We start from the raw sequence: 13,080 nt of genomic DNA, 5'->3' as shown, positions 1-13,080 counted from the left end.
GCGCCTACCTACCGCCCTACCTCCAGCCGAAAGAGGTTCTCGATGAACCACTACCGCTACCGCTGCGACCACTGCGGCATCTCCTGGCCGCTCCGCGAAACGCTCGCTGAAGCCGACCACGACCGTGCCGAACACCGTGCCACCCACGAGCCGGTGTCCTTCCGCCCCGCGCTCCGGATGGCCGCCGGCATCGGGATCGTCGGCACCGCCATGGCGATCTGGAACTGGATCCACGGCCGCTGACCGCTGCCTGTCCGCCCTCCGCGTGGGGGCGGGCGGGGAGCGCGTCAGAAGCCGCTCCACAACAGCGCGGGCCCGGCCGTCATCCGCCAAGACACCGACCGGGCCCGCTCCCATCTCCGAAGAGACGGAGCCCATCGTGCCACTCAAGCGCGGCATGCCCACCCGCGACCCCGAAAAGGCCCGGCCCGAGGACGTACGGGAGTACTCCGCCCGCGACGGCGGCTGGACCCGCGACCCCTCCACCCGCCCCGTCCCCGGCACCCCGAAGGAGGCCAGGTGATGGATCAGGAGCAGCGCGAGCGGCTGGAGCGCGAACTGCGCGACCGGAACAACAAGTCCAGCAACAACAAGTCCGGCAAGAACCCGAGGTGACCTGATGCCCGTCGACGACGAGTTCATCGACTGCGACCTGTGCGACCCCACCGACGGCAGCGAGTCCTACCCCTACCCCCACTGCTGCCAGTGCGGTGCCGACGGCTCCAGCGAACGCCCCGACTGCACCTGCGCCTAGCCATGGCTAGGGCGGGCCGCAGTCATTGGCGTGAGGCGGCCCGCCCTGGTCTCCATCCAGCGTGAAGAGGAGACACCCAGCATGACGCAACCCGCTCCCATCCGGCGAGCACCCGGCCATCTCGCCGTCGCTCTCAATCTGGCGCGACGCGGGATTCCTGCCCTTCCGCTGCGGGCGGGGAAGGTCCCGTTCGGGAACTGCCCCGCCTGCCGCGACAACGCCTGCAGCGGCCGGCCGAACATGAAGACCCCCGGCCCCTGCCACTGCCCCCGCATCTGCCACGCATGGGCCGCCGCCACCACCAACCCCGCCGTTCTGAGTGGGCGCCTGTGGGCGCAGGCGTGGGAGGAGGCTCAGGCGGTGGCCTATCACCCCGGTGGGGCAGGGCTGACCGTCGTCGACCTCGACAACACCGAGGCAGTCACCTGGGCCCGGCACACGCTCCCCGCCACCCGGACCGTGCGCACGACGCGGGGGGAGCACTGGATCTACCGAGGTGCGATGCAGTCCGCGAACGCCGTGCGGCCCGGTGTCGACATTAAGTCGCACATGGCCTACGCCCGCTGGCTCGGCCCCGGCACCGGCACCGGCACCATGACCGACCTGCCGGACGCCGTGCGGGCGCTGGCCGTGAAGGAACCCTCTGCGGCCCGGCCGGTGCCGCAAGTCATCGCCGTGCCCACAGGGCCCGGGAGCGGGACGTGTCGCCATCGCTCGCCCGTCTATCTGGACCGTGGCATCGCCATGGCTGAGCAGCGCATCGCCGAGGCCCGCAGCGCGGTGCACACCACCGTCTACCGCACCTTCCTCGCCGTGCTGTCCGCCCACGGCCGGTGCGGCTGCCTGACCGACACCCACGTCGCGCGACTGTTCACCGCCGCTCAGGCCAAGGGCGAATCCCCCCGGCACTGCACCGACGCCTGGACCAACGCCCTCACCGCATTGGGACTGTGACCATGTCCGACGACGAGAAGAATCCCGCCCGCGAGGTCATCACCGACTACGCGAGGGCGCACTTCCGGTACTTCCGCACCGCTGACGGCACCGTGTACGCGCAGAAGAACGGCCACCCCGTCGCCCGCCCGATCCGCTCCCAGGGCACCACGGGCAGCCACCGCCAGGAACTCATGGTCGGCCTGTTCAAGGACGGGCGCGGCGTGTTCAACGGCACCGCGCTCAAGGAGGCGTTGGACTTGATCGAAGCACTCGCGCTGACCGAGGACGTGCAGCCCGTCCACATCCGTGTGGCCCCCGGATTCGACGGGGCGACGTGGCTGGACCTGGGCCGCAACGACGGGCAGTCCGTCCGTATCCACCCCACCGGCTGGGACATCGCCATCCCCGACCCGCGCGAGGTGTGCTGGCGGCGCACCCAGCTCACCGGGGAACTGCCCCTGCCGGCCAAGGACACCGACGGCAAGGGCATCGACCTGCTGCTGAGGCTGTGCAACTTCGCCAACGCGGAGACCGAGTGCCTGGCCCTCGCCTGGCTGATCGGCTGCCTCGGACCGTCTGTGCCCGTCCCCGCTCCGTTCCTCACCGGCCCCCAGGGCGCGGGCAAGTCCACCGCGGGGCGGATGCTCCTGCGGATCATCGAGGGCATGAGCGGCGACCTGCGCCGTCCCCCGAAGGATGAGGAGAACCTGATCGCGGCCGTCGCCGCCGGGTGGGTCACGGCCCTAGACAACCTCTCCCACATGACCCCGGACCTGTCCGACGCCATGTGCTGCATCGTCACCGGCGCCGAGAACGTCAAGCGCGCCCTCTTCACCGACGGGGACGTTCACCGCGCCCGCTACCGCCGCCCCTTGCTCCTGACTGGCATCGACGTGGGAGTTATTCGGCCCGACCTCGCGGAACGGCTCCTGCCGCTGCGGCTGGAGCGCCCCCGCGTCCGGCGCACCGAGGCGGAACTGTGGGCGGAGTACGCGGAGGTTCTGCCCGTGGTCCTCGGGTCCTTGCTCGATCTCACGGTCAAGGTCCGCGCCGCCGAGGCGGAGACCCCTACCGACCTGCGGATGGCGGACTTCGCGCACCTGTGCGCGCAGCTCGACGCGGCAACCGGCCTCGGAGCGCTTACCGCCTACCGGGCCAGCCTGGACGATCTGAACGACGACGTGATCGAGGGTGATCTCCTCGCGCAGACTGTCCTCAGGCACGCCGAGGGCCTTGAGGCGGGCGGAGAGCAGCGGATGACCTCCACCGAGTGGCTGCACTGCCTCAGTCGCCTCTACGGCGGCGACGAACTGCGTCCCCTGCCCAAGGGCTGGCCGACCACGGGCAAAGTGCTCTCCGACCGGCTCAAGCGTCTCCAGCCGACGCTTGCCGCTCGCGGTGTCCTCATCGACTCGGGCCGCACCAGCGAAGGCCGCTACCTCGAAATGACCCGTCTGCAAGCCCCGCCACCGCACGATCCGAAGCGGATGTTCTGACCCGCGATCCGCACGATCGCCCGGACAAGCAAGAAGAGCACCCCCGGCCACCCCCGGCCCGGCGTGCTCCTCTTGCTGTTCGGCGGAACGCCGCCCGATGGTCGCGCCGCGCAGCGGCTCCTTCTTCACGCTGTAAGGCGCACCGCACCACAACAGACACCACCCCCTCTTTTGTCCTAAGAGGAGAGACGCTGCGTCATCTGCGTCATGCCAGCCGGAAAACGGCCCCTGACCTGCGACGAAAGCCATGACGCAGACGGCGGACTCTGCGTCATCCTGCGTCATCTGCGTCATTCAATGACGCAGCCCATGACGCGCCGATGACGCACCCCCTGGCCGCTGCGTCACACGAAACCGCAGGTCAGAAGCCTGAATGACGCTGATGACGCAATGACGCAGAAATCCGCACCTCGGACACACGCGAAGTCCCGAGAACCCCGAAGCCAACGTGAACTCAACCTCTGAGGACCCCATGAGCCGAACTCGTTCCGCTCAACCCGACCCCTGCGCCACCCTCCGCGGCGGTCTGCCCGATCGGTACCTCACCCCCAACGACGTCGCCGAGATCTTCGGCGTCCCCCTCGAAACCGTCTACCAGTGGCGCAGGAAACGCACCGGTCCGCCCGGCTTCCGCGTCGGTAAGCACGTTCGCTACGACCCCGCCGAAGTGGGGGCCTACGTCACTCAGCTCAAGAACGTCGACCGCGTCGCGGCCTGACGCGACCTCACACGCCGTCAGGGGTGGCCGCTGAACGGCCACCCCTGCTCCATGCTGGGAAAGGACTCCGCCTCTGATGGCAGGAAGCATTCAAGACCGTTGGTTCAGGACCGAGACCGACGCCAACGGCAAGACCGTCCGCGTCAAGACCGAGCGCCACGGCACCGGCCTGCGCTACAGGGCTCGCTACTTCGCACCCGACGGCAAGCGCAAAAGCAAGTCGTTCGCCGACGGACAGAAGCGCCTCGCCGAGCAGTGGCTGAGCAAGATGGCTGCGGACGTGGCTCGCGGCGACTACATCGACCCGAACGCGTCCCGGACGTCCTTTCAGGAGTTCGCGGAGGGATGGCTTGCGAGCCAGAGCGGAGACCCGAACACCCGAGCGTCGATGCAGTCTCAACTCAGGCTGCACGCCTTCCCCCGCATCGGGTCACGTCCGCTCGGGTCGTTCCAGCCAAGCCACATTCGCGAGTTCGTGACGCAGCTCGAAGCGTCCGGCATGTCCGGCGCGTACGCCCGTGTGATCTTCTCGAACGTCCGGGCCATCCTCTCCGCGGCCGTGGAGGACGGCTACCTACGCCGGAACCCCTGCAACTCGCGCACGGTGACGCTCCCCGAGATGGGCATGCGCCGTGTCGTCCCGTGGCAGCCGGAACGGGTCTTCGCTGTGCGGGCCGCCATGGTCGAACGCTTCCGCACCATGGTCGACATGGGCGCCGGCTGCGGCCTGCGTCAGGGCGAGGTCCTCGGGCTGTGCGTCGATGAGCTGGACTTCGACACCAACACCCTGCACGTGGTGCAGCAACTCAAGCTGAGCCTGAGCAAGCCCGTATTCGCGCCCCCAAAGGGCGGCAAGCTCCGTGACGTGCCTCTGCCCGATCCTGTGGCAGAGGCACTGAAGGAGCACATCGAGCGCTTCCCGCCCGTCGAAGTCACGCTGCCGTGGATGCGGGCGAACGGCCAGCCCGTGACCAAGCACCTGATCTTCAGCGGACCGCGCGGGGGGCACGTGTGGCGTACGTCACTGAACGAGGACCACTGGAAGCCCGCACTGGCCAAGGTGGGCGTCATCCCCAAGGCGAAGAGCCGTGAGCACGAAGCCGCGCGGGAGCACGGCATGCACGCCCTGCGGCACTTCTACGCGTCCGTTCTCCTGGACGCCGGGGAGAGCATCAAGGCCGTCAGCGAGTACCTCGGGCACTCCGACCCAGGGCTGACGCTGAAGGTGTACGCACACCTCATGCCGAGTAGCCGGGACCGCGCCCGGAAGGCTCTCGGGCTGGCGCTCCGGCCGCAAGGCTCGGGGGGCTGAGGGCCCGCAGTGGGCCCAGGCCGTGAAAACGCCCCCGACCGGCACCATAAGTGCAGGTCGGGGGCGTGATCGCGATTCTTACTTCTTCTTGCCCTGGTTCTTCACTGCCTCGATGGCGGCCTTGGCGGCCTCCGGGTCGAGGTAGGTGCCGCCGGGCTTGAGGGGGCGGAAGTCGGCGTCCAGCTCGTAGGCGAGCGGGATGCCGGTGGGGATGTTCAGGCCGGCGATGTTCTCGTCGGAGATGCCGTCGAGGTGCTTGACCAGGGCGCGGAGGCTGTTGCCGTGGGCGGCGACCAGGACCGTGCGGCCGGCGAGGAGGTCCGGGACGATGCCGTCGTACCAGTACGGCAGCATGCGGACGACGACGTCCTTGAGGCACTCGGTCTTCGGGCGCAGCTCCGGCGGGATCGACGCGTAGCGCGGGTCGCCCGACTGGGAGAACTCGGCGCCGTCCTCCAGGGCGGGCGGCGGGGTGTCGTACGAGCGGCGCCAGAGCATGAACTGCTCCTCGCCGAACTCGGCCAGCGTCTGCGCCTTGTCCTTGCCCTGGAGCGCACCGTAGTGGCGCTCGTTCAGCCGCCAGCTGCGGTGGACGGGGATCCAGTGCCGGTCGGCGGACTCCAGGGCGAGCTGCGCGGTGCGGATGGCGCGCTTCTGGAGGGAGGTGTGCACTACGTCGGGGAGCAGGCCGGCGTCCTTGAGCAGCTCTCCGCCGCGGACTGCCTCCTTCTCGCCCTTCTCATTGAGATTGACGTCCACCCAGCCGGTGAACAGGTTCTTCGCGTTCCACTCGCTCTCGCCGTGGCGGAGGAGGATCAGCTTGTACGGTGCGTCGGCCATGGCGTCGAGCGTAATCGACGTCCGGACCAGGCCCTGCGCGGGTCCAGGAGCTGGGATCTCCGACGACGTTTGACGTTTCCCGTCAATTGAGTGGCGGGTCGAGCCGGGCGATCAGTAGGGTGCGGATGCCGCACTCACCACTTACACCAGTCGCCGCCCCTTCCGTGTCCGCGCCCGCGCTTCCGGCGCCCGCCGCGGCCGCAGCCGCCCGCAGCTCCGCCACGCACCGCTTCACCATTTCGACGGGGGAAATGTCATGTCCGCATCCACGCCTGGCTCCACCAGGCGGTCCGGTTTCCGACGGGCCGCCGTGGAGAGCGTCTCCGGCCTCCCCCCGCAGTTCTGGTGGCTGTGGACCAGCACCTTGATCAACCGGCTGGGCGCCTTCGTCGCCACCTTCCTCGCCCTCTATCTCACCGTCGAGCGCGGCTACTCGGCCTCGTACGCGGGACTGGTGGCGGCGCTGCACGGCCTGGGCGGCGTGATCTCGTCCGTAGGCGCCGGGGTGATGACCGACCGGCTCGGCCGGCGGCCCACCATGCTGATCGCGCAGCTGTCGACGGCGGCGTCCGTCTTGCTGCTCGGCTTCATGACGGACCCGGTCGCCATCGCGGTGGTGGCGGGCCTGGTCGGAATGGCGAGCAACGCCTCCCGCCCCGCCGTCCAGGCGATGATGGCGGACATCGTCGCCCCCGGGGACCGCGTCCGTGCCTTCGCGCTGAACTACTGGGCGATCAACCTCGGCTTCGCCATCTCCTCCACCGCCGCCGGACTCATCGCCGAGCACGGCTACTTGGCCCTCTTCGTGGGCGAGGCCACGCTCGTGCTGGCCTGTGCGCTGGTGGTCTTCTGGAAGCTTCCGGAATCGCGGCCCGCCCAGAGCGCTTACGACGGTCCGGACGACGAGGGCACCGGGCCGGCCCCCGCACCGGTCTCCATGCTGACCGTCCTGCGCGACGGCCGGTTCATGACTGTCGTCGGTCTCAACCTGCTGCTCGCGCTGCTCTTCCAGCAGGCCTATGTCTCGATGCCGGTGTCGATGGGTCAGGACGGCTTCTCCAGCACCGAGTTCGGCATGGTCATCGCGGTCAACGGCGTCCTCGTCGTACTCCTTCAGATCCCGGTCACGCGCTTCATCGAGCACCGCAGCCCGGCCATGCTGCTCATCGGCTCCGCCCTGCTGGCCGGCTACGGCTTCGGGCTGACGGCGCTGGCCGGTTCGGTCGCCATGTACGCGGTCGCCGTCACCGTCTGGACCCTCGGCGAGATCATCAACTCCCCCACCCAGATGGGGCTGGTGGTACGGCTGTCCCCGCTGCACGGCCGCGGCCGCTACCAGGGCATGTACTCCCTGTCCTGGTCCGTCGCCTCCCTGGCGGCCCCGCTGGTCGGCGGTGTGGTGATCGACCAGTACGGGGCGGATGTCCTGTGGGCCGGCTGCGCGGCCGTGGGCACGGTGGCGGCGGTGGGGTACGGGCTCCTGCTCCGGGGCCTGCCGGAGCAGGAGGGCGGGGCGGGGAAGGTGGCGGCGGGTCAGTCTGCTGTGGGGCAGCCCGCCGCGGGGCAGTCGGCTGTGGGCACGCGGGAGTCGTCGGAGTCGGTGCCGCGACCTTCCGTGCGGGAGCGGGAGGCCGGGACGTCGGTGGGGGCGGGCGAGCCGGTGGGGTGATGGGGGCGGGTGGCCCGGGAGGTGGCGTGGCCGCGAGGCCCGCGCCGCTCCCCCGCCCGGCCCCTTCCTCGTTCCTCGTACGGCTACGCCGAAGGACGCTGCGTCAGATGCGCGAAGGCGTCGAGGTTGCGGGTGGATTCGCCGCGGGAGACCCGCCAGGCGTACTCCTTGCGGATTGCCGTGGCGAAGCCCATCTCCAGCAGGGTGTTGAAGCTGCCGTCGGCGTTCTCCAGGACGGTGCCGAGGATGCGGTCGAGTTCGTCGGGGGTGACGGCGGCCAGCGGGAGCTTGCCCACGAGGTAGATGTCGCCGAGCTTGTCGATCGCGTAACCGACGCCGTAGAGGCGGGTGTTGCGTTCGAGGAGCCAGCGGTGCACGGCCTCGTGGTTCTCGTCGGGGCGGCGGACGACGAAGGCGTTGATGGAGAGGGAGTGCCGGCCGACGATCAGCGAGCAGGTCGTGGAGAGCTTGCGGGTGCCGGGGAGCTTGATGACGTAGGTGCCGGCGGAGGGGGATTCCCAGTCGAGGCCGGCGTCGTTCAGCGTCTGCTCGACCACGTCGTGCGCGGTCGCACCTTGGGGCACGGCCGGCCCGGCCTGCCCCGTCGTCCTGCTCACGCCGTGCTCCTCGCCCGTGTCACCCATGGAGCGATCGTAGGTGACGGCGGTGTTCCTGCATGGCGGCGGAGTAGACCTCACCGGTCGCGGCGGCGGCGGTGTCCCAGCCGAAGGACTGGGCGTGCCGGGCCGCGTCGGTGCCCATCCGGGTGGGCAGGGCCGGGTCCGCGACGAAGCGGGCGAGCGCGCGGGCGTAGTCGGCGGGGTCATGACCGGCGACGAGGAAGCCGCTGACGCCGTCGCGCACCGCCACCGGCAGTCCGCCGACCGCGGCCGCGATGACCGGGGTGCCACAGGCCTGGGCCTCGATGGCGACCAGTCCGAACGATTCGCTGTACGAGGGCATGACCAGCACGGAGGCAGCGCGGTACCAGTCGGCGAGCTGTTCCTGGCCGACCGGCGGACGGAACTGGACCAGATCCGCGATGCCGAGCCGGGCAGCCAGCTTCTGGAGGCCCTCGGGCTTGGCCAGACCGCTGCCACTGGGCCCGCCGACCACGGGCACCACCAGACGGGAGCGCAGCGAGGGGTCCCCGTCCAGCAGGGCGGCGGCCGCACGCAGCAGGATGTCAGGGGCCTTCAGCGGCTGTATTCGGCCGGCGAAGAGCGGAATGATCGCGTCCTGCGGCAGGCCGAGGCGGGCGCGGGCGGCGGCCCGGCTCTCGGCGACGTCGTCGCCGGTGGGCCGGAAGCGGTCGAGGTTGACGCCGGGGTGCACCACCGCGATCTTGCCGGGCTCGGCCTCGTAATGCCGGGCGAGCTCGTCCGCCTCCTCGGCGGTGTTGGCTATCAGCCGGTCCGCGGCCCGGACGATCTGGGTCTCGCCGATGACCCGGGCTGCCGGCTCGGGGGTGTCGCCCACGGCCAGCGCGGCGTTCTTGACCTTGGCCATGGTGTGCATGGCGTGCACGAGCGGGACGCCCCAGCGCTCGCCGGCCAGCCAGCCGACGTGGCCGGAGAGCCAGTAGTGGGAGTGCACCAGGTCGTAGTAGCCGGGGCGGTGGCCGGCCCAGGCCTGCATCACGCCATGGGTGAAGGCGCACAGCTGCGCGGGCAGCTCCTCCTTCGCCAGGCCCTCGTACGGGCCGGCGTCCACATGCCGTACGAGGACGCCGGGGGCGAGCTCGACGGCGGGCGGGAGGGTGCCGGTGGTGGCGCGGGTGAAGATCTCCACCTCGATGTTGATCGAGGCGAGCTTCCTGGCCAGCTCGACGATGTAGACATTCATGCCGCCGGCGTCGCCGGTGCCGGGCTGATGCAGCGGGGAGGTGTGGACGCTGAGCATCGCCACCCGCCGCGGACGGCGGGGGCTGCCGGGCAGCCGCAGCCGGGCCTGGCCCGGGAACTGGCCATGGGGACGACTGCGGAGCCGGGACACGTATTGGCTCACGTCGAGCTACCTCCTAGGCGGGGCGGCGGCGCGCCTCCGACCCCGTCCAACAACTGACCGCGGCCATCCATTTCCGTTCGGCACGCGCTCCGCGTACTTTGCCAAAGCGTGACCGAGTGGGGCGGGCGGGAGCCCGGTGGGCCTGGGCGCCGGGGGGCCTGGGCGGGAGCCGACGGGCCCGGAGCGGTCAGGTGGCGCCCCCGTAGGCCCTCGGCCGGTCCCGGCGGGCCTCCGCGGACGGTGCACCCGCGGCCACCCCATACTCTCGATGCCATGGCCCGCCGCCCCTCCGTCCCCGCCGCCGCCCCGGCGAGCGCACCGTCCCGCCCCGTCGGCAACGCCACTCGCGGGACCACCAACCCCAACCGGCTGCGCCGTATGGACCGCTGGATCGCCGCGGAACACGGCGCCGTGCTGCGCCGCGCCGCCGACCCCGTCGCCGTCGACCTCGGCTACGGGGCCGCGCCCTGGACCGCGGTGGAGCTGCTGGGCCGGCTGCGGACGGTCCGGCCGGACGCCCGGGTCGTCGGCATCGAGATCGACCCGGCGCGGGTGGCGGCCGCGCGGACCTATGAGCGGCCGGGGCTGGACTTCCTCCACGGTGGCTTCGAGGTGCCGCTGCCGGGTCAGCGGACGCGGGCGCCGGTCCTCATCCGGGCCGCGAATGTGCTGCGGCAGTACGGCGAGGACGAGGTGGCCGCCGTGTGGCGGCGGCTGTGCGCACGGCTGGCGCCCGGCGGGCTGCTGGTCGAGGGCACCTGCGACGAGATCGGGCGGCGGCACGTCTGGGTGGCGCTGGGCCCCGAGGGGCCGCGCACGGTGACCTTCGCGGCCCGCCTCAGCGCCCTGCAAACCCCCTCTGACCTGGCCGAACGCCTTCCGAAGGCGCTGATCCACCGAAATGTGCCGGGCGAGCCGGTCCATGCCTTCCTGCGGGACTTCGACCGCGCCTGGGCCACCGCCGCCCCGCTCGGCGCGCTGGGCGCCCGCCAGCGCTGGCGGGCGGCCGTGGCGGCGCTGGCCACGGACTGGCCGCTGACCGGCGACCCGCGGCGCCGCCGCCAGGGAGAGGTCACCGTGCGGTGGGAGGCCCTGGCCCCTAGGGGGTGACCGGGGCCGCGCACCTAGGGGGTGAGCGCGGCCGCGCCTTACGCGGTCAGCAGCGGGTCGCCGAGCTTCCCCAGCTCCCGGATGCGCCGCTCCGTCTCCGAGCCGCCCGGGGCCGTGTACGTCACCAGCGCCTGGTCCGGGTCGGTGCCCAGCCGGAAGCTCTCGAAGGTGACGACGAGCTCGCCCACCTGGGGATGCAGAATCCGCTTGGTGCCGCGCAGGCACTCGTGCACCGACTGCGTCTCCCAGATCCGCCGGAAGTCCGGGCTGTGGGCGAGGAGTTCATTGACCACCTCGCAGATCCGGGGGTCGTCGGGGTGCCGACCGCTGTCGGCGCGCAGATTGCCGACCACCTCCACGGCCTTGTCCTCCCACTCCGGGTGCAGGGCGCGGGCCGCCGGGTCGAGGAAGACCAGCAGGGCGGCGTTCCGCCGGTCCGGGGCGAGCGCCTCCAGGTCGAAGGCGATCCGGCCGCCCAGCGTGTTCCAGGCCAGGATGTCCAGCCCGCGGCCGACGACCATGGCCGGGACGGTGTCCGCCATCGCGTCCAGGACCTGCTGGATCTCGGGGCGTACGGTCTGCCGGGGCGCGGGGCAGGGCGCGCATTCCGCTCCGAAGCGCCGGGGTACGGCGATATTGCGCAGATAGGTCACCTCGCCGCCGGACAACCGCAGCGCCCGCGCGATGGCATCCAGGACGGAGTCGGAGATGGCGGGCGCCCGGCCCTGCTCGATCCGGGTGTAGTAGTCGACGCTGATGCCGGCGAGCTGGGCGACCTCCTCGCGCCGCAGCCCGCGCACCCGGCGCCGGTTCACGCCACCGGGCAGGCCCAGGTCGGCCGGGTCGAGCGCGGCGCGGCGCGCCTTGAGGAACGAGCTGATCTCGATTTCCGCGTACAGCATCGGTCCAGTATGCGGCGCACGGCCGGTTGGGTGGTTCCCGCCGTCCCAGGTTGTGACGGGCCTGGTCCGCTCCCGGTACGGACAGCAATGTGGTGCCCGGACGCCTCCGGGGCGCCCCGGAGGCGCACTCCGGCACGCCCCGGAGAAGCCCTTCGACAACCCCTGAGAACTCGCAGAAGGAGCACCTCATGCAGCGCAGGATCCTCGGCGGCACCGGCATCTCGGTCAGCGAGTACGCGCTCGGCGCGATGATGCTCGGCGGCTGGGGCAACACCGATCACGACGACTGCGTACGGATCGTGCACCGTGCGCTGGACGCCGGGATCAACTTCGTGGACACCGCGGATGTGTACGCCGCCGGCGAGTCCGAGGAGATCGTCGGCAAGGCGCTCAAGGGCCGTCGCGAGGACGTCGTCCTGGCCACGAAGGCCGTCAGCTCCATGGGCCCGGACGCCAACCACGGCGGCAGCTCCCGGCGTTGGATCGTGCGGGCGGTGGAGGACAGCCTGCGCCGTCTGGGCACCGACTACATCGACCTCTACCAGATGCACCGCCCCGACCCGACGACCGATATCGACGAGACGCTCTCCGCGCTCTCCGACCTCGTCCGCGCCGGGAAGGTGCGGGCGATCGGCTCCTCGACCTTCCCCGCCGAGCAGATCGTCGAGGCCCAGTGGACCGCCGAGCGCCGCGGCCACCTCCGCTTCCGCACCGAGCAGCCGCCGTACTCGATGCTGGCCCGCGGGGTGGAGAACGCGGTGCTGCCGACCGCGCAGCGCTACGGCATGGGCGTGCTGACCTGGGGCCCGCTCAGCGCCGGCTGGCTGTCCGGCCGCGACCTCTCGGCCAGTTCACGGGCCGGTCTGGAGAGCCAGAAGTTCGACCTCTCCATCCCCGGGAACGCCCGGAAGGCCGAGGCGGTCCACGCCCTGTCCGAGGTCGCGGAGGAGGCGGGCCTGCCCCTGCCCCATCTGGCCACCGCCTTCGTCCGCTCCCACCCGGCCGTGACCTCCGTGATCATCGGCCCGCGCACCCTCGACCAGCTCGACAGCATGCTGGAAGGCTCGGAGGTGACCCTCGGCGCGGACGTCCTGGACCGCATCGACGCCATCGTCCCCCCGGGCACCGACCTCAACCGGGCCGACGCCTACTACCTGCCGCCGGCGGTCGCGGATGCCTCGCTGCGGAGGCGGTGACCGTGACGGAGCGCCCCGCTCGGCGGCGGCCGTCAGCGCAACGCCCCTGACGAAGAGGCCGCCCAGACGGCGCGGTGCTGTCACCCCGGCAGCACAGCAGACACAGGTTCTCGGGACCGGCGGACGGCGCTGCCGTCATC

Annotated in this window: 14 protein-coding genes; 10 read left to right on the top strand and 4 right to left on the bottom strand. The window is 71.3% G+C overall.

The features are described 5' to 3' along the window. Positions 1–42 precede the first annotated feature (42 nt). The 7 genes from QT196_RS23535 to QT196_RS23505 all read left to right on the top strand — a co-directional run bounded on the left by QT196_RS23535 (position 43) and on the right by QT196_RS23505 (position 5,216). A complete protein-coding gene (locus QT196_RS23535; RefSeq protein WP_290355612.1) occupies positions 43–243 on the top strand; it encodes a hypothetical protein in 201 nt (66 codons plus the stop codon). Positions 244–379: 136 nt separating this feature from the next. Then, positions 380–523, top strand: a complete 144-nt coding sequence (locus QT196_RS23530; protein WP_290355611.1) for a hypothetical protein — start codon at positions 380–382, stop codon at positions 521–523. Positions 524–619: 96 nt separating this feature from the next. After that, complete coding sequence (locus QT196_RS23525; protein WP_290355610.1) at positions 620–754, top strand: hypothetical protein; 135 nt, start codon at positions 620–622, stop codon at positions 752–754. An 81-nt stretch (positions 755–835) separates the two neighbouring features. Continuing rightward, positions 836–1,708 (top strand): bifunctional DNA primase/polymerase, encoded by an 873-nt coding sequence (locus QT196_RS23520; protein WP_290355609.1) that lies wholly within the window; start codon positions 836–838, stop codon positions 1,706–1,708. A 2-nt stretch (positions 1,709–1,710) separates the two neighbouring features. Then, positions 1,711–3,186, top strand: a complete 1,476-nt coding sequence (locus QT196_RS23515) for an ATP-binding protein (RefSeq protein WP_290355608.1) — start codon at positions 1,711–1,713, stop codon at positions 3,184–3,186. Positions 3,187–3,658: 472 nt separating this feature from the next. Next, positions 3,659–3,904: a helix-turn-helix domain-containing protein gene (locus QT196_RS23510; protein WP_290355607.1), complete on the top strand. Its 246-nt coding sequence runs from the start codon at positions 3,659–3,661 to the stop codon at positions 3,902–3,904. 76 nt (positions 3,905–3,980) lie between these two features. Then, the gene (locus QT196_RS23505; RefSeq protein WP_290355606.1) at positions 3,981–5,216 is read left to right on the top strand and encodes a tyrosine-type recombinase/integrase; all 1,236 of its coding nucleotides are present in this window, start codon (positions 3,981–3,983) and stop codon (positions 5,214–5,216) included. 78 nt (positions 5,217–5,294) lie between these two features. Here the strand turns inward: QT196_RS23505 and QT196_RS23500 are convergent, their stop codons facing one another. Continuing rightward, positions 5,295–6,056, bottom strand: a complete 762-nt coding sequence (locus tag QT196_RS23500; RefSeq protein ID WP_168480874.1) for a phosphoglyceromutase — start codon at positions 6,054–6,056, stop codon at positions 5,295–5,297. A gap of 256 nt (positions 6,057–6,312) precedes the next feature. Here QT196_RS23500 and QT196_RS23495 point away from each other — a divergent pair, with 256 nt between their 5' ends. After that, positions 6,313–7,725 (top strand): MFS transporter, encoded by a 1,413-nt coding sequence (locus QT196_RS23495; protein ID WP_290355605.1) that lies wholly within the window; start codon positions 6,313–6,315, stop codon positions 7,723–7,725. 83 nt (positions 7,726–7,808) lie between these two features. Here the strand turns inward: QT196_RS23495 and QT196_RS23490 are convergent, their stop codons facing one another. Together QT196_RS23490 and mshA are read right to left on the bottom strand one after the other, a co-directional pair. Then, positions 7,809–8,369 (bottom strand): YbjN domain-containing protein, encoded by a 561-nt coding sequence (locus QT196_RS23490; protein WP_248001280.1) that lies wholly within the window; start codon positions 8,367–8,369, stop codon positions 7,809–7,811. Continuing rightward, positions 8,362–9,732 (bottom strand): D-inositol-3-phosphate glycosyltransferase, encoded by a 1,371-nt coding sequence (gene mshA, locus QT196_RS23485; RefSeq protein WP_168480872.1) that lies wholly within the window; start codon positions 9,730–9,732, stop codon positions 8,362–8,364. The genes QT196_RS23490 and mshA overlap by 8 nt, the downstream gene beginning before the upstream one ends. A 273-nt stretch (positions 9,733–10,005) precedes the next feature. On the opposite strand from mshA, the gene QT196_RS23480 reads away from it, so the two are divergent. Beyond that, positions 10,006–10,842, top strand: a complete 837-nt coding sequence (locus QT196_RS23480) for a class I SAM-dependent methyltransferase (protein WP_290355603.1) — start codon at positions 10,006–10,008, stop codon at positions 10,840–10,842. Between the two features lie 38 nt (positions 10,843–10,880). Here the strand turns inward: QT196_RS23480 and QT196_RS23475 are convergent, their stop codons facing one another. Beyond that, positions 10,881–11,744: a helix-turn-helix transcriptional regulator gene (locus tag QT196_RS23475; RefSeq protein WP_168480871.1), complete on the bottom strand. Its 864-nt coding sequence runs from the start codon at positions 11,742–11,744 to the stop codon at positions 10,881–10,883. Positions 11,745–11,932: 188 nt separating this feature from the next. On the opposite strand from QT196_RS23475, the gene QT196_RS23470 reads away from it, so the two are divergent. Next, positions 11,933–12,940 (top strand): aldo/keto reductase, encoded by a 1,008-nt coding sequence (locus tag QT196_RS23470; protein ID WP_168480870.1) that lies wholly within the window; start codon positions 11,933–11,935, stop codon positions 12,938–12,940. Positions 12,941–13,080 lie beyond the last annotated feature (140 nt).

Origin of the sequence: Streptomyces sp. P9-2B-2 (assembly GCF_030406865.1) — a bacterium.
Lineage (GTDB): Bacteria > Actinomycetota > Actinomycetes > Streptomycetales > Streptomycetaceae > Streptomyces > Streptomyces platensis.
Note: the sequence above shows the minus strand (reverse complement) of the source record. Positions and strands in the feature narration are given on the sequence as shown.